The 16,342-nt window shown below is 68.2% G+C and carries 14 protein-coding genes and 2 tRNA genes; 8 read left to right on the top strand and 8 right to left on the bottom strand.

The genetic code is table 11. From position 1 onward, the window contains the following. Positions 1–55: 55 nt before the first annotated feature. A complete protein-coding gene (gene tsf, locus ASF45_RS09320) occupies positions 56–979 on the bottom strand; it encodes a translation elongation factor Ts (RefSeq protein WP_056660436.1) in 924 nt (307 codons plus the stop codon). Positions 980–1,072: 93 nt separating this feature from the next. Continuing rightward, positions 1,073–1,825 (bottom strand): 30S ribosomal protein S2, encoded by a 753-nt coding sequence (gene rpsB, locus ASF45_RS09315; protein ID WP_056660433.1) that lies wholly within the window; start codon positions 1,823–1,825, stop codon positions 1,073–1,075. Positions 1,826–2,052: 227 nt separating this feature from the next. Here rpsB and ASF45_RS09310 point away from each other — a divergent pair, with 227 nt between their 5' ends. Together ASF45_RS09310 and ASF45_RS09305 are read left to right on the top strand one after the other, a co-directional pair. Next, positions 2,053–3,303 (top strand): D-amino acid dehydrogenase, encoded by a 1,251-nt coding sequence (locus ASF45_RS09310; protein ID WP_056660430.1) that lies wholly within the window; start codon positions 2,053–2,055, stop codon positions 3,301–3,303. A 28-nt stretch (positions 3,304–3,331) separates the two neighbouring features. Beyond that, positions 3,332–4,765 (top strand): bifunctional ADP-dependent NAD(P)H-hydrate dehydratase/NAD(P)H-hydrate epimerase, encoded by a 1,434-nt coding sequence (locus tag ASF45_RS09305; protein WP_056660736.1) that lies wholly within the window; start codon positions 3,332–3,334, stop codon positions 4,763–4,765. Between the two features lie 3 nt (positions 4,766–4,768). Here the strand turns inward: ASF45_RS09305 and ASF45_RS09300 are convergent, their stop codons facing one another. Then, positions 4,769–5,518, bottom strand: coding sequence for an SDR family oxidoreductase (locus ASF45_RS09300; protein ID WP_369802111.1), 750 nt, complete (start codon positions 5,516–5,518; stop codon positions 4,769–4,771). Positions 5,519–5,562: 44 nt separating this feature from the next. Beyond that, positions 5,563–7,812 (bottom strand): ribonuclease R, encoded by a 2,250-nt coding sequence (gene rnr, locus ASF45_RS09295; protein ID WP_056660730.1) that lies wholly within the window; start codon positions 7,810–7,812, stop codon positions 5,563–5,565. 23 nt (positions 7,813–7,835) lie between these two features. On the opposite strand from rnr, the gene ASF45_RS09290 reads away from it, so the two are divergent. Then, positions 7,836–7,920, top strand: a tRNA-Leu gene (locus ASF45_RS09290). 211 nt (positions 7,921–8,131) lie between these two features. Beyond that, positions 8,132–8,216 (top strand) — tRNA-Leu (locus ASF45_RS09285). 127 nt (positions 8,217–8,343) lie between these two features. Here ASF45_RS09285 and rimO read toward each other — a convergent pair. The 3 genes from rimO to nhaR form a co-directional block, all read right to left on the bottom strand. After that, a complete protein-coding gene (gene rimO, locus ASF45_RS09280) occupies positions 8,344–9,723 on the bottom strand; it encodes a 30S ribosomal protein S12 methylthiotransferase RimO (RefSeq protein ID WP_056660428.1) in 1,380 nt (459 codons plus the stop codon). A gap of 36 nt (positions 9,724–9,759) precedes the next feature. Next, positions 9,760–10,293, bottom strand: a complete 534-nt coding sequence (phaR, locus tag ASF45_RS09275; RefSeq protein ID WP_082550909.1) for a polyhydroxyalkanoate synthesis repressor PhaR — start codon at positions 10,291–10,293, stop codon at positions 9,760–9,762. A 215-nt stretch (positions 10,294–10,508) separates the two neighbouring features. Continuing rightward, positions 10,509–11,405, bottom strand: coding sequence for a transcriptional activator NhaR (gene nhaR, locus ASF45_RS09270; protein WP_056660425.1), 897 nt, complete (start codon positions 11,403–11,405; stop codon positions 10,509–10,511). A 152-nt stretch (positions 11,406–11,557) separates the two neighbouring features. Here nhaR and ASF45_RS09265 point away from each other — a divergent pair, with 152 nt between their 5' ends. Beyond that, positions 11,558–12,088, top strand: a complete 531-nt coding sequence (locus tag ASF45_RS09265) for an Rrf2 family transcriptional regulator (RefSeq protein WP_056660422.1) — start codon at positions 11,558–11,560, stop codon at positions 12,086–12,088. A 93-nt stretch (positions 12,089–12,181) separates the two neighbouring features. Further along, positions 12,182–13,198 carry a S1C family serine protease gene (locus ASF45_RS09260; protein ID WP_056660420.1) on the top strand — a complete coding sequence of 339 codons (1,017 nt, stop codon included), beginning with the start codon at positions 12,182–12,184 and terminating at the stop codon, positions 13,196–13,198. On the opposite strand, the gene ASF45_RS09255 is transcribed toward ASF45_RS09260, so the two are convergent. Then, on the bottom strand, positions 13,199–14,110 hold the full coding sequence (locus tag ASF45_RS09255) for an SDR family oxidoreductase (protein WP_056660417.1): 912 nt from the start codon (positions 14,108–14,110) through the stop codon (positions 13,199–13,201). 48 nt (positions 14,111–14,158) lie between these two features. On the opposite strand from ASF45_RS09255, the gene ASF45_RS09250 reads away from it, so the two are divergent. Further along, positions 14,159–15,244: a CDP-6-deoxy-delta-3,4-glucoseen reductase gene (locus ASF45_RS09250; RefSeq protein ID WP_056660415.1), complete on the top strand. Its 1,086-nt coding sequence runs from the start codon at positions 14,159–14,161 to the stop codon at positions 15,242–15,244. Then, positions 15,241–16,218 carry a tripartite tricarboxylate transporter substrate binding protein gene (locus ASF45_RS09245; protein ID WP_082550908.1) on the top strand — a complete coding sequence of 326 codons (978 nt, stop codon included), beginning with the start codon at positions 15,241–15,243 and terminating at the stop codon, positions 16,216–16,218. Before ASF45_RS09250 ends, ASF45_RS09245 begins: the two co-directional genes overlap by 4 nt. The last annotated feature ends 124 nt before the right edge of the window (positions 16,219–16,342 follow it).

Raw genomic sequence — 16,342 nt, 5'->3', positions numbered from 1 at the left:
GGGCAATGGTAGCGCGGGCCGGCGACAGTTCAGACGCCGAACCCGCATGGCGCGATCAGGCGCCGGTCTTGGCAGCAGCGACCTGCGCCGCCACTTCGGCCGCGAAGTCGTCGACCTTCTTCTCGATGCCTTCGCCGACCACGTACAGCGTGAAGGACTTGACCTGCGTTTCAGCGGCCTTGAGCATCTGCTCGACGGTCTGCTTGTCGTTCTTCACGAAGGGCTGGTTGTACAGCGAGACTTCCTTGAGGAACTTCTGCACGCCGCCTTCGATGCGCTTGGCCACGATGTCGGCCGATTGCACCGGCTTGCCGGCAGCTTCGGCAGCCTTCTTGTCTTCCTCGGCCTTGGCCGCGGCGACCGAACGCTCCTTCTCGACCAGCTCGGCCGGCACTTCGGACGACGACAGCGAGACCGGCTTCATGGCGGCCACGTGCATGGCGACGTCCTTGGCAGCGGCTTCGCTGCCTTCGTACTCGACCAGCACGCCGATGCGGGTGCCGTGCAGGTAACCGGCCAGCTTGCCGCCGTCGGCGTAGCGCTTGAAGCGGCGGAAGCTCATGTTCTCGCCGATCTTGCCGATCAGACCCTTGCGCACGTCTTCCAGCGTGGGGCCGAAGCCGTCCTGCGCGTAGGCCAGCGCACCCAGGGCCGCGATGTCGGCGGGGTTGTGCTCGGCGACCAGGTTGGCGGCCGCCTGCGTCAGTGCCAGGAAGCTGTCGTTCTTGGTGACGAAGTCGGTTTCGCAGTTCACTTCGATCAAGGCACCCACGTTGCCGTTGATCGCGCTGGCGACCACGCCTTCGGCGGTGACGCGCGAAGCGGCCTTGCCGGCCTTGCTGCCCAGCTTGACGCGCAGCAGCTCTTCGGCCTTGGCCATGTCGCCGGCGGCTTCGGTCAGCGCCTTCTTGCATTCCATCATCGGTGCGTCGGTCTTGCCACGCAGTTCAGCAACCATGCTTGCGGTGATAGCAGCCATGTTCAGATCTCCATCTCGAATTCAAGGAAACTAAAAAAAAGGGGGCCATGCAGCCCCACTTTGATCGCGCGGGATGTCGCGCGTGGGTCAGGCTCAGGCGGCCTCGTTGACCTCGACGAACTCGTCGCTGCTCTCACCGGCTGCAACCGTCTTGACGACATCTGCGCCAGCGCTGTTGCGGCCTTCGATGATCGCATCGGCGATGCCACGGGCGTACAGCGCCACGGCCTTGGCCGAGTCGTCGTTGCCGGGGATCACGTAGTCGATGCCCTGGGGCGAGTGGTTGGAGTCCACCACGCCGACCAGCGGAATGCCCAGCTTGCGGGCTTCGGCGACCGCGATCTTGTGGAAGCCCACGTCGATCACGAAGATCGCATCGGGCAGTGCACCCATTTCCTGGATGCCGCCGATGTCGCGCTCGAGCTTGGCCATCTCGCGGGCGAACATGAGCTGCTCCTTCTTGCTCATGCTGTCCAGGCCGCCTTCCTGCTGGGCCTTCATGTCCTTCAGGCGCTTGAGCGAGGTCTTGACCGTCTTGAAGTTGGTCAGCATGCCGCCCAGCCAACGCTGGTCGACGAAGGGCACGCCGGCGCGGCGGGCTTCCTCGGCCACAATTTCACGGGCCTGGCGCTTGGTGGCGACCATCAGGATGGTGCCGCCATTGGCGGTCAGCTGCTTGGCGAACTTGGCCGCCTCCTGGAACATCGGCAGCGACTTTTCCAGGTTGATGATGTGGATCTTGTTGCGATGGCCGAAGATGAACGGGGCCATCTTGGGGTTCCAGAAGCGGGTTTGGTGGCCGAAATGGACACCGGCTTCCAGCATTTCGCGCATGGTGACGGACATTGAAGTAACTCCAAAGGTTGGGTCTAAAATCCCGCCCGTTTTGCGCCTGCCAGCCCTTTTTTGACTCGGGCGATCGATGCAGGCGCAACACCTTGTGTGGGCGGGTTTGCGATTTGTCTTGCGTTGCTCAAGCTTGGAGCTTGACGTGCGGCATCGAAGGCCGTACCACTTCGCAAAACCCAAAGAGTCTAGCACATTACGGGCCCACCCACTGGCGCCCCTCCCCCATGCACATCGCCATCATCGGTGCCGGCGTCGTCGGCATCACCACGGCCTACGAGCTGGCCGCGGACGGCCACCAAGTCACGGTCTTCGAGCGCCACACCGCCGCCGCGGCCGAAACCAGCTTCGCCAACGCCGGTGTGGTGGCCCCCGGGTATGTGACGCCCTGGGCCGCGCCCGGCATGCCGGGCAAGGTGGCGCGCTACCTGCTCAAACGCCACGCGCCAGTCACGCTGGGCTGGCCCCTGGGCGCACGCGACCTGGCCTGGATGGCGCGCTGGCTGCGCGCCTGCAAGCTGGACACCTACCTCGCCAACCGCGCCCGCATGCAGCGGCTGGCCTTCTACAGCCGCGACCGGCTGCACCAACTGACCCAGGATCTGCGCCTGGCCTACGACCGCAGCGACGGCTACATGGTCCTGCTGCGCTCCGAGCAGGACGCCCGGCTGGTCGAGTCCGGCCTGCAGGTGCTGCGGGACGCCGGCGTGCGCTTCGCGCGGCTGGACGCGGCAGCGGCGCGCCAGGTCGAGCCCGCACTGAGCCCGGACATGGACTTCCACGGCGCGATCCAGCTGCCCGACGACGAGGTCGGCAACTGCCGGCAGTTCTGCATGCTGCTGAAGGCCGAGGCGCAAGGCCTGGGTGTCGACTTCCAGTTCGGCAGCGCCATTGCGCGCGTCGAGCCGGGGCCGCCTGCCACGCTGCGCCTGGCCGATGGCACGGTGCGCAGCTTTGACGCGCTGGTCTGCTGCGCCGGCCTCGGCTCCGCGCAGTTGCTGCGTCCGCTGGGCCTGCGCCTGCCGCTGGCGGCGGTGTATGGCTACTCCATCACGGCCACCATCCGCGAAGCGCTGAACGCACCGCGCAGCGCCGTGATGGACGAGCGCTACAAGGTCGCGATCTCCCGGCTCGGCCAGCGCGTGCGCGTGGCCGGCAGCGCCGAGATCGGCGGCAGACCGGACCTGCACCGCGAAGCCGCGGTGCAGACGCTCTACAAGGTGCTGCACGACTGGTTCCCGGGCGCGGCCAGCATGCAGGCCGGCGTGCAGGTGTGGAAGGGTGCGCGGCCGATGTTGCCGGACGGCCCCCCGGTCCTCGGTGCCAGCGGCATCCCGGGAGTCTGGCTGAACCTGGGCCACGGCTCCAGCGGCTGGGCCCTGAGTTGCGGCAGCGCGCGCGTGCTGGCCGACCAGATCGCGGGGCGCACGCCCGCCGTCGACACCGAAGGCCTGGGCATCGAGCGCCTGCGCCGCTAGGGCCGGCGCGCGCCGCACAATGGGCGGCATGCGTCCCATCACCTTCAACCGCGCCTGGCCGCTGCACGGCGGCGCCGCCACGCGGCAACTCGAAGCCCGCGCGATCGCGGCAGCCGGCCCCCATGTGCTGATGCAGCGCGCCGGCCTCGCGGCGGCCCGGCTCGCGCTCGCATTGGCACCGCACGCGCGGCAGGTCTGGATCGCCTGCGGCCCCGGCAACAACGGTGGCGACGGGCTGGAGGCGGCCATGCACCTGCAGCACTGGGGCCGCAAGCCATGCGTGCGCTGGTTCGGCGACGAATGCCGGCTCGCACCCGACGCCGCGGGATCGCTGGCGCGCGCACGCGCTGCCGGTGTGCCGTTCACCGAGGTCACGCCGGAGCTGCAGCCCCAGGACCTCGCGATCGACGCACTGCTCGGCCTGGGCAACACGCGCCGCGCCACCGGCGATCTGGCCGACTGCATCGCAGCGCTCAATGCCAGCGCGGCACCGGTGCTGGCCATCGACCTGCCGACCGGCCTGGCCGCAGACACCGGCCAGGCGGACGGCCCCGCCGTGCGCGCCCAACACACCTTGAGCCTGCTGACGCTCAAGCCAGGCCTGTTCACCGGCATGGGCCGCGACCTGGCAGGCCAGGTCTGGTTCGACGCATTGCAGCAGGGCGGCACCGCGCAGGCCGATGCGACGCTGGCCGGGCCGCCACCGGCCCGCACACGTGCGCACGCGAGCCACAAGGGCAACTACGGCGATGTGGCGGTGCTGGGCGGCGCGCCCGGCATGCGCGGCGCGGCCGTCCTGGCCGGTTCGGCCGCGCTGCATGCCGGCGCGGGACGCGTCTACGTCGCCACGCTGGACGCCAGTGCGTCCGACCTGGCGCCCGATGCTCCGGAACTCATGTGGCGCGCACCCGCAGAACTCGCGCTGGCCCGGCTGACCCTCGCCTGTGGTTGCGGCGGTGGCCCGCAGGTTGCGGCCTGGTTGCCGCAGGTCCTGGCCGAAGCGGCCCAGCTCGTGCTCGATGCAGATGCACTCAATGCGCTGGCGGCCGACAAGCGCCTGCAGGATGGTCTGCGCCGGCGCCAGCAGCCCACAGTGCTGACACCCCACCCGCTCGAAGCCGCCCGGCTGCTGGGCAACAGCACCGCCGCCGTGCAGGCCGACCGCCCGGCGGCCGCGCAGGCACTGGCAGAACGCTTCGGTGCCGTTGTCGTGCTCAAGGGCTCGGGCTCGGTGGTCGCAGCACCCGGCCACACGCCGTCCATCAATCCCACCGGCAACGCCCGACTGGCCACCGCCGGCACGGGCGACGTGCTCGCGGGCTTCGTGGCGGCGCATATGGCCGCCGGCAGTAGCGCCTGGGAGGCGGCCTGCCACGCCGTGTACCAGCATGGCGCCCTGGCCGACGCCTGGCCCGCGGGCCAGGCGCTCACGGCCTCGGCGCTGGCCCGCGCCGCAAGCTGAGCTTCAGCCGCGGCCGGCGAACGGCATCTTGGTGGCCATGACGGTGTGGAACATCACATTGGCCTCCAGCGGCAGGTTGGCCATGTAGAGCACCGACTGGCCGACGATGTTGACATCCATCAGCGGCTCGACCGCGATCTCGCCATTGGCCTGCGGCACGCCCTTGGCCATGCGCATGGCCATTTCGGTGCCCGCGTTGCCCACGTCGATCTGGCCGACTGCGATGTCGTACTTGCGCCCGTCCAGCGAGGCCGCCTTGGTCAGGCCCTGGACGGCGTGCTTGGTCGAGGTGTAGGCAATCGAGTTCGGCCGCGGCGTGGTGGCCGAGATCGAGCCGTTGTTGATGATGCGCCCGCCGCGCGGCGTCTGCGACTTCATCACGCGGAAGGCCTGCTGGATGCACAGGAACATGCCGGTCAGGTTGATGTCGACCACGTTCTTCCACTGCTCCAGCGTCAGGTCTTCGAGCGGGATGCCGGGCGCATTGACACCAGCGTTGTTGAACAGCAGGTCCACGCGGCCATGGGCCTTCACCGCAGCGTCGAACAGCGCCGCCACCGAGGCCGCGTCGGCCACGTTGGTCGGCACGACCAGCGCACCGCTGCCCGCAGCCGCCTTGACCTCTTCCAGCGGCTCCGGCCGACGCCCGGCCAGCACCACGCGCCAGCCGCCAGCGGCCAGTGCCAGTGCAGCCGCCTTGCCGATGCCCGTGCCCGCGCCGGTCACGATGGCCACTTTTTCATTCGAACCCATTCCCATCTCCTTTTTGTGCATTGCTTGTTTCGAGCGCACCCGGCTCAACGCCGGCTGCGCCCCTTGTTCTTTGCCGCGGCCTTCTTGCCGGCGGCCTTGAGCGTCTGGGCCAGCCCTGAACTCCTGTCTTCGCGGCGCTGCTGGCCATCCCTGCGTCCCGGTTCGCGGCCTTCGCGCGACGCGCTCTTGTCCTTCGGCGCACGCGCAGCGAGATCCTCGCCTTCGCGGATCAGCCGGAAATCGATCTTGCGGCCGTCCAGATCGACGCGGCTGACCTGGACCTGCACGCGTGTGCCGACGGCATAGCGGATACCGGTGCGCTCGCCGCGCAGCTCCTGGCGCGCCTCGTCGAACTTGAAGTACTCGCCGCCGAGCTCGGTGATGTGCACCAGGCCCTCGACGTACATCGCGTCCAGCGTGACGAAGATGCCGAAGCTCGTGGCGGCCGTGACGACGCCGCCATATTCCTCGCCCAGGTGCTCGCGCATGTACTTGCACTTGAGCCAGGCCTCGACATCGCGACTGGCCTCGTCGGCGCGACGCTCGTTGGCGCTGCAGTGCAGGCCCGCCGCCTCCCAGGCCTGCACCTCGGCGCTGACCTTGCGCGGCCGCTGGTCAGGCTCGGCCACCTTGTCGCCCAGGCGCGCGGTCTGGTTCTTCTGCAGCCGCTTGGCCAGCTTGGCATGGGCCTCGCCAGGTGTCGGCAGGGCCGGCAACTGGTAACGGCTGTGTGCCAGGATGGACTTGATCACGCGGTGGACCAGCAAATCGGGATAACGCCGGATCGGGCTGGTGAAGTGCGTGTAGGCCTCGTAGGCCAGGCCGAAGTGGCCGCTGTTGGTCGGTGTGTAGATCGCCTGCTGCATGGAGCGCAGCAGCATGGTGTGGATCTGCTGCGCGTCCGGCCGGTCCTTGGTGGCCTCGGCGATGGCCTGGAACTCTGCGGGTTTGGGGTCGTCGCTGACGGTCTGCGCAACGCCGACGGCCTTGAGGTAGTTGCGCAGCGTTTCCTTCTTCTCGGGCGTGGGGCCTTCGTGCACGCGGTACAGGCCCGGGCGCTTGTTCTGCGCGATGAAGTCGGCGCTGCAGACGTTCGCCGCCAGCATGGCCTCTTCGATGAGCCGGTGCGCGTCGTTGCGCGTGCGCGGCACGATGCGCTCGATGCGGCCGTTCTCGTCGCAGACGATCTGCGTCTCCACGGTGTCGAAGTCGACCGCGCCGCGCTTGCCGCGTGCGCCCAGCAGCGCACGGTAGACATCGTGCAAATGCTCCAGCTGCGGCACCAGCGCGCGCCGACGCACGGCCTCGGCCCCGCGCGTGTTGGCCAGGATGGCCGCCACCTCGGTGTAGGTGAAGCGCGCATGGCTGAACATGACGGCTGGATAGAACTGGTACGCGTGGACTTCGCCCTTGGAGGTGACGAGCATGTCGCAGACCATGCACAGCCGCTCGACCTCGGGGTTCAGCGAGCACAGGCCGTTGGACAGCTTCTCGGGCAGCATGGGGATCACGCGGCGCGGGAAGTACACGCTGGTGGCGCGCTCGTAGGCATCGACATCGATGGCCGAGCCGGTCTCCACGTAGTGGCTCACGTCGGCAATGGCCACCAGCAGACGCCAGCCCTTGCTGCGGCCCACCTTGGTCGGCTCGCAGTAGACAGCGTCGTCGAAGTCGCGTGCGTCCTCGCCGTCGATGGTCACCAGTGGCACATCGGTCAGATCGATGCGTTGGCGCTTGTCCTGCGGGCGCACCTTGTCGGGCAGCGTGCGGGCCAGTGCGATGCAGGCGTCGGAGAACACATGCGGCACGTCGTACTTGCGCACCGCGATCTCGATCTCCATGCCGGGGTCGTCGACCTCGCCCAGCACCTCCTTGACGCGGCCCACCGGCTGGCCGTACAGCGCCGGTGGCTCGGTCAGTTCGACGACGACGACCTGGCCTGGCTTGGCAGTTCCGGTCGCGCCCTTGGGGATCAGGATGTCCTGGCCGTAGCGCTTGTCCTCGGGCGCCACGAGCCAGACGCCGCTTTCCTGCAGCAGGCGGCCGATGATGGGCTGCGGCGGCCGCTCGACGATCTCGACGACGCGCCCCTCAGGGCGCCCCTTGCGGTCGTAGCGCACCACGCGCGCCTTGACGCGGTCCTTGTGCAGCACCGCACGCATCTCGTTGGAAGGCAGATAGATGTCCGACTGGCCATCGTCGCGCTGCACGAAGCCGTGCCCGTCGCGGTGTCCCTGGACCGTGCCCTCCACTTCTTCGAGGAGGCTTGTTGTGTAGTTTGAATTTTTGATGATATGATCGCTTTCTTTCCTGAAATGCCCAGGTGGCGGAATTGGTAGACGCACTAGTTTCAGGTACTAGCGAGTAACATCGTGGGGGTTCGAGTCCCTTCCTGGGCACCAATCATCGATTGGAACACATCAGAAAGAACACAACGAAGCCGCTGAGTCATCAGCGGCTTTTTTGTTGCCCGCACGACAACGGAGGCGCACGCGGAGTTCGTGCACAGGGATTGCGCGCCCACACTTGCACCAACCAAAATTTTTCGGTTGCCGGGGTGCGAAATCGAAAACTGACAAAAAACGCTTGCTATAATCGTAGGCTTCCTGAGATGCCCAGGTGGCGGAATTGGTAGACGCACTAGTTTCAGGTACTAGCGAGTAACATCGTGGGGGTTCGAGTCCCTTCCTGGGCACCAACTATCGGTTGGCACATGTCAGAAAGATCGCAACGAAGCCGCTGAGTCATCAGCGGCTTTTTTGTTGTCCGCCCACTCGAAAACGAAAAGCCTCCCGCATCGGAGAAGGCCTTCGTCGCCGCCAGACTCAAACCGGCACCGCCACGAGATCGTGGCCTTGCGTGCCGACGATGCGGGCGCGCGTGAACTCCCCCACCTTGAGCGTCTTGCTGATCTTCTCGGGCGGCAGAAGGTGCACCACACCATCGATCTCAGGCGCATCCGCATAGCTGCGGCCCTTGCCACCCTTGCGTCCCAGGCCCGGCGCCGAATCCACTAGCACCTGCATGCTGGCGCCGATGCGCCGGCGCAGCCGCGCAGCCGAGACCTCTTCGGCCACCGCCATGAAGCGCGCGCGGCGCTCCTCGCGCAACTCCAGCGGCAGCATCGGCGCGATGGTGTTGGCCATTGCACCCTCGACCGGGCTGTAGGCGAAGCAGCCTGCACGGTCGATCTGCGCCTCGCGCATGAAGTCGAGCAGGTGCGAGAACTCCTCTTCGGTCTCGCCTGGGAAACCGGCAATGAAGGTACTGCGGATCACAAGTTCGGGGCAGATCTCGCGCCAGCGCTGGATGCGCTCCAGGTTCTTCTCGCCGCTGGCCGGCCGCTTCATGCGGCGCAACACATCCGGATGGCTGTGCTGCAGCGGCACATCCAGATAGGGCAGCACGCGGCCCGAGGCCATCAGCGGCAGGATATCGTCCACGCTCGGGTAGGGGTACACGTAGTGCAGCCGCACCCAGGCACCGTGCGGCTCGGCCAGCTCGCCGAGCGCCTGCACGAGTTCGAGCATGCGCGTCTTGACCGGCTTGCCGTCCCAGAAGCCGGTGCGGTACTTGAGGTCCACGCCATAGGCGGAGGTGTCCTGGCTGATCACCAGCAACTCCTTGACCCCGCCCTCGAACAGCGCGCGCGCCTCTTTCAGCACATCGCCCACCGGCCGCGACACCAGGTCGCCGCGCATCGAAGGGATGATGCAGAAGGTGCAGCGGTGGTTGCAGCCCTCGCTGATCTTGAGGTAGGCGTAGTGCTTGGGCGTGAGCTTGATGCCCTGCGCCGGCACCAGGTCGATGAAGGGGTCGTGCGGCTTGGGCAGGTTGGCATGGACGGCGTCCATGACCTCCTGCGTCGCATGCGGGCCGGTCACGGCCAGCACGCTGGGATGCATCTCGCGCACCATGTTGCCACCGCCCTGCCCGGTCTTGGCGCCCAGGCAGCCGGTCACGATCACGCGGCCGTTGTCGGCCAGCGCCTCGCCGATGGTGTCCAGGCTTTCCTTGACGGCGTCGTCGATGAAGCCGCAGGTGTTGACGATCACCAGGTCGGCGCCTTCGAAGGTCTTGCTGGTCTGGTAGCCCTCGGCGCTCAACTGCGTGAGGATGAGTTCGGAGTCCGTGAGCGCCTTCGGGCATCCGAGGCTCACGAACCCGATCTTCGGGGCTTGCGTGGGGGCTTGCGCAACTGTCATCGCGCTATTGTCGCCGCGATGCAGGCGGGGGGGGCGTCAGCGCTTGACGACCAGGGAGCCGAGCAACTGCTCGGTCTGTTTCTGCATCTGCTCTTGCAGTTGCACGAAGACGTTCTTGGACTGCTCGACGTAGTTGCCCATCATGCCCTGCATCATGGGCGACTGCATGCTCAGGAACTGCGACCACAGTTCGGGCGACATGCTCTTGGACTGCTCGGTCATCTTCGTCTGCATGTCGACGAAGGTCTGCATGTTCTTCTCGAGGTAAGGCCCGATGAAGCTCTGCATGGTGTTGCCGTAGAAACGGATGATGTTGGCAAGCGCCTGCTCGGTGAACAGGGGGGCGCCGCCGGCCTCCTCTTCCAGGATGATCTGCAGCAGGATGGAGCGCGTGAGGTCTTCGCCGGTCTTGGCGTCGCGCACGACCAGCGGCTGGCTGCCCATCACCAGCTTCTTGACCTCCGACAGCGTGATGTAGGTCGAAGTGTCCGTGTCGTAGAGACGGCGGTTCGGGTACTTCTTGATCACACGCTGGGCCGGCTTCTCGGCGCTGGGCTTCTTGGTCTGCACTGCGTTCCTCGGGTTGGTGCTCGTTGCACTGCAGCAGATTCTAGAGAGCCCCCTGCGGCCAACGCCCAAGGATAACCCTGACGGTCGGCGCCCGGCTCGGCATGGGCACCGACAGTGGCTTGTCCGCGCACTCCTACACGGCGCCGAGAAATATGTCCTTAGGCTGGATGCCCATGCTCCGCTCGATCCGACGACTTGATCTGCACGCCTCCACTTCAGACGTGGAACAGCTTGGCGCGCGCGGCATGCGTGATGGCCGCCACGCTCGGGTGGCTGATGCGCCGCTCCACCGAGATCGCGAAGAACTCCTCGACCAGCTCCTCGCTGCGCCCCAGCACGCCGACGCGGTACTGCGCCGCGATCTGCGCCTCCAGCACGGTCGGCCCCAGAAACACGCCGCGGCCCTCGCGGCCAAATGCGTTCGTGAGGGCCGTGTCGTCGAACTCGCCGACGATGCGCGGCCGCAGCCGGTGCCGCACCAGCCAGGGATCGAGCTGGCGGCGCACCGAGGCCGTAGGCCCCTGCACCAGCATGGGCGCGTTGTCCAGGCATTGCGGAAAACTCTCGCCCAGCCGCTCGCGCAGGCTGTCGGCGCAGAAGAAGCTCATGGAGCTGCGGCCCAGCAGGTGGTTGAAGGCGCGCACGCTGACCTTGGGCGAGACGCGCTCGTCCGCGATCAACAAATCCAGCCGGTGCAGCGCCAGCTGGGCCAGCAGGTCCTCGTACTTGCCCTCGTGGCAGATCAGGCGCACCGGCTCGGAGCCGTCCAGGGCCGGCTCCAGCAGCTGGTAGACCACGGACTTGGCTACTGCGTCGGCCACACCCACTCGAAAGTCCAGCGAGCGGCGCTCGCCACGCTTGTGCCGCACCGAGGTCTCCAGCTCGGCCCCCAGCGCGAAGATCTCCTCCGCGTAGTCCAGAGCGACGCGGCCCTGCTCGGTCAGTTCGAGCCGGCGACCGACCTTGCGGAACAGCTTGTGCCCGATCCAGTCCTCGAACAGCTTGATCTGGCCCGACAGCGTCTGCGGCGTGGTGTGCAACTGTTCGCCAGCGCGCATGACGCCGCCCGCCTTCGCCACGACCCAAAAATAACGCAAATGCTTGAAGTTCATGGAACCTCCCGCCGAAAGCTGGGTCAATCGCTCAGTAGGTTCCATCGCTTTTCTCGAAGTGTTTTTGTCTCAAATACGAATATACGCGAAGTGTCCGAACCTTTAGAGTTGCACCTTTCCGCCCACATCCCGCTACAACAAGGAGCCCAGCCATGCGATTGACCACCAAGAGCCGTTTCGCGGTGAACGCGATGATCGACGTCGCATTGCGGGAACACCTCGGTCCCGTGACGCTGTCGGCCATCGGCGCCCGGCAGAAGATCTCGCTGTCGTACCTGGAGCAAATGTTCAGCCGCCTGCGCCGCTCCGGCCTCGTCGAAAGCGCGCGCGGTCCGGGTGGCGGCTACACGCTGGCGCGCAAGGCCAGCGCCATCAGCGTGGCCGACATCATCCTGGCCGTGGACGACCAGGCCGCGCAGGACGCGCAAGGGGCCGTGGCGCAGGGCGATCCGGACGCCAAGATGGCCGGCGACCTCTGGGACAGCCTGTCCGCCTGCATGCTCGACTACATGCAAGGCATCTCGCTGCGCCAGTTGGCCGACGAGCAGCGCGCCAAGGGCGTGGAGATCGAGGCCGCGCCCAGCCGCCGCCGGGCCGCCGTGCAGCCGCGGCCGCGCCAGGCCACCGTGCGTGCGCCGAATTCGGTGTTTGCCTACGGCCAGTACCTGCAGCTCAAGGGCTGACACCGCACACTGCAAGGCCTTGTCCCCGGACCTTGCAGTGGTTTGTGTCCGGGTGCATCCTGTGCGCATCGCCCCCAGCTTCGGGAGTTCGCCATGCGCAGCATCCGATCCGCCTGCCTCGCCCTTGCCCTGGCGCTCGCCCAGTGGTCCGGCCAGGCGGCCACCACCACTCCCCCCGTCCAGCAGACCATCGACGCGCTGAGCCGCGCGCACGCAGCCGTGGTCGGCGTGCAGGCCATCGCCGGCGAGGATGCGGGCTCGGCCGAGACCCTGGGGCGCCAGCGCCAGGGCTCCGGCGTGGTGATCGGGCCGGACGGCCTGATCCTCACCATCGGCTACCTGATGCTGGAGGCCGAGCACATCCAGATCCTCACGCAGGATGGCCGGCGGCTGCCGGCACAGGCCGTGGCCTACGACCTGGCCACCGGCTTCGGCCTGTTGCGCCCCCTGCTGCCGCTGCGTAGCGTGGCCCCGGTGCCGCTGGGCAGCCACCCTGAACTGGAGCCCGGCATGGTGCTCATGACCGCCACCGGTGGCGACAGCGGCGATGTGGCCATGACCCAACTGGTCGGCAAGCGCGCCTTCTCGGGCTACTGGGAGTACTTCATCGACACCGCGCTGTTCACGAGTCCGCCGGTCGCCAACCATTCCGGCGCGCCGCTGTTCAACCAGAAAGGCGAACTGGTCGGCATCGGCAGCCTGTTCGTGATGGACGCGCTGGGCACGGGTCAGCAGGTGCCCGGCAACATGTTCGTGCCGGTGGACCTGCTCAAGCCCATCCTCGCGGAGATGCAGAGTACCGGCAGCACGCGGCTCAGCAAGCGGCCCTGGCTGGGCGTCAACTCGGTGGAGCAGTCCGGGCGCGTGCAGGTCGCGCGCGTCGGCAAGGCCAGCCCGGCGTCCGCGGCCGGCCTGCAGCCAGGCGATGTGGTGCTGGCTGTGGACGGCACCAAGGTGACCACGCTGGAGGGCTTCTACAAGAAGCTCTGGGACCGCGCCGATGCCCAGGCCGAGGTCCAGCTCACGGTGCTGCAGGGCGCCGAGGTGAAGACCCTGACCGTCAAGCCCGTGGACCGCATGAGCACCATGCGCAAACCCAAGGGAATCTGATCAGCGCAGCCCGGCCTCCACCGTCGGGTAGTGCAGCGCCAGCCGCAGTTCGCGTTTGAGGCGCTGGTTCAGCAGCCGGCGCGATTCGGACATGAAGCTCAGCACCATCAGCGGCAACTGGCCACGCGCCTCGGCGGCGGCCACGCGCGGCGGCCGCGCCATGCCGTACAGGTCGGCCGCCAGGTCGAAGTAGTCGCCCATCTTGAGCACGGTGTCGTCGCTCGCGTTGACCACACGCTGCGCCCGCCCGCGCCACAGCGCGGCGATGCAGGCGCGCGCCAGGTCATCGGCATGGATGTGGTTCGTGTAGACGTCGTCCTCGGCCCGCAGCACTGGCGTGCCCTTGGCCAGTCGCTCGCGCGGCGTGCCGCCCGCACGGTCCGGCGCGTAGATGCCCGGAATGCGCAGCATGCTGGCGCGCACGCCGCCGGCCCGACCCAGGAAGCGCACGGCGGCCTCGGCATCGAGCCGGCGCAGCGCGCGCTCGGTGCGCGGCGCCGGCCGGCGCGTCTCGGCCACCCAATCGCCGCCGCAGTCGCCGTAAATGCCGCTGGTCGAGCCATAGACCAGCGCCCGCGGCCGCGTGCGCCGCAGCAAGGCCCGGCCCAATGCGCGCGTGCGCGCATCGCGCGTGCCCTCGCCCGGTGGCGGCGCCAGGTGCAGCACGCGGTCGGCCAGCCCCGCCAGCCGGCGCAGCGAGGCCGCATCGTCCAGATCGCCGCGCAGCGGCACCAGGCCCTGGGCACGCAGCGCGGCCACGCGCTCGGCCGACGAGGTCAGCGCCAGCACGCGCACACCGGCCGGCAGCCGGGCCGCCACGCGCTGACCCACGTCGCCGCAGCCGACGATCAGCACACGCGTGCGGCGAAAGCGCGCTGGCAGCGCGCCGAGCGGACATTGGTTTGAAGGCAAAATCCTGGGTTCACTGAAGCGGCGAGAAGCCCACGAGGATACCCAAAGATGACCCCGACGACGGCCGCCGCGCCCCCCTTCAAGATCACCGTGCAGCCCAGCGGCCGTTCCTTCGAAGCCAGCGAAGGCGAGGCCATCCTGGCCGCCGGCATCCGCCAGGGCATCGGCCTGCCCTACGGCTGCAAGGACGGCGCCTGCGGCTCGTGCAAATGCAAGATGCTGGAAGGCCGCGTCGCGCACGGCCCGCACCAGAGCAAGGCCTTGTCGGCCGAGGAAGAGGCCGCCGGCCTGGTCCTCACCTGCTGCGGCGTGCCGCTCACCGACGTGGTGCTCGAGTCGCGCCAGGTCACCGACGAGAGCGCCTTCCCGATCAAGCGCATGCCCGCCCGCGTCGCCAGCCTGACCAAGGTCTCGCACGACGTGATGGTCATCCGGCTGCAGCTGCCGGCCAACGACGCCATGCGCTACCACGCCGGCCAGTACGTGGAATTCCTGCTGCGCGACGGCGCGCGCCGCAGCTACTCCATGGCCAACGCCCCGCACACCGCGGGTGGCCAGCCCGGCGCCGTGCCACCCGTGGGCCCCAGCGTGGAGCTGCACATCCGCCACATGCCCGGCGGCAAGTTCACCGACCACGTGTTCGGTGCCATGAAGGAAAAGGAAATCCTGCGCATCGAAGGCCCCTACGGCAGCTTCTTCCTGCGCGAGGACTCCGACAAGCCCATCGTGCTGCTGGCCTCGGGCACGGGCTTCGCGCCGATCAAGGCCGTCATCGAGCAGCTGCTGTTCAAGGCCAGCACGCGCCCGGCCACGCTCTACTGGGGCGGCCGCCGCCCGGCCGACCTGTACATGGACGCCTGGCTGCGCGAGAAGCTGGCCCAGATGCCCAACCTGCGCTACGTGCCGGTCGTCTCCAATGCCCTGCCCGAAGACAACTGGACTGGCCGCACCGGCTTCGTGCACCGCGCCGTGCTGGAGGACCTGCCAGACCTGTCGGGCCACCAGGTCTACGCCTGCGGCGCGCCCGTCGTGGTCGACTCGGCCCGTGCCGACTACAGCGCCGAGGCCGGCCTGCCGCCCGAGGAATTCTTCGCCGACGCCTTCACCACCGAAGCCGACAAGGCCCAGCCATGACTGCCCGCATCAACACCCTGCGCCGTGCCGCGCTGCTGTCCACCCTGGCGCTCGCGGCCTTGCCCGCGCTGGCCCAGAACAAGCCGATCCGGCTGATCGTGCCCTATGCGGCCGGCGGCCCGATCGATGTCACGGCCCGGGTGCTGGCCGAAGGCGTCAAGGACCAGCTGGGCACCGTGATCATCGAGAACAAGCCCGGTGCCGGCGGCAACATCGGCGCCGACGCAGTGGCCAAGGCGCCGCACGACGGCCTCACCATCGGCATCGCGGCCACCGCCACGCACGCGGTCAATCCCTGGCTGTACCGCAAGATGCCCTTCGACGCCGCGCGCGATTTCGCGCCCGTCACGCAGATGGTGCGCGTGCCCAACGTGCTGGTCATGAACGCCGATGCGGCCAGGCGCCTGCACATCGACACGCTGGCCGACCTGATCCAGTATGCGAAGGCCAACCCGGCCAAGCTCAACTACGCCTCGGGCGGCAACGGCAGCGCCGGCCACCTGGCGGGCGAGATGTTCAAGGCCCAGGCCGGCATCTTCGCGCTGCACATCCCCTACAACGGCGGCAACCCGGCGCAGCTGGCGCTGCTGTCCGGCCAGGTCGACTTCAACTTCGACAACCTGGCCACGGCGGCGCCCGGCATCCGCTCGGGCAAGCTCAAGGCGCTGGCCGTCACCACGCTGCAGCGCTCACCGGCCCTGCCCGATGTGCCGCCCGTGGCCGACACGCTCAAGGGTTTCGCCATCGACACCTGGTGGGGCCTGGTGGCGCCGGCCGGCACGCCAGCCGATGTGCTGGAGCGCCTGAACCACGCCTTCGTCGCGGCGCTGCGGTCCGAGGAGACGCGCCAGCGCTTCGCCAACCTGCTGGCCGAGCCCGTGCCCAGCACATCGGCCCAGTTCGGCGCCTTCATGCAGGCCGAGCTGGCCAAATACCAGAAGCTCGTGAAGGCCTCCGGCGCACAGGTCGACTGACGGCGGGCGTACACGCCATCCCGGCACTGTCCGACAGCGCCAGGCCGTGTGAGCGCGCACCCTGGACACAGGGGTCGCGCAACCCGCGCGCCCATCCACCGGGAGGCACGCCATGATGGGCACT

Origin of the sequence: Pseudorhodoferax sp. Leaf265 (assembly GCF_001422365.1) — a bacterium.
Lineage (GTDB): Bacteria > Pseudomonadota > Gammaproteobacteria > Burkholderiales > Burkholderiaceae_C > Pseudorhodoferax.
Note: the sequence above shows the minus strand (reverse complement) of the source record. Positions and strands in the feature narration are given on the sequence as shown.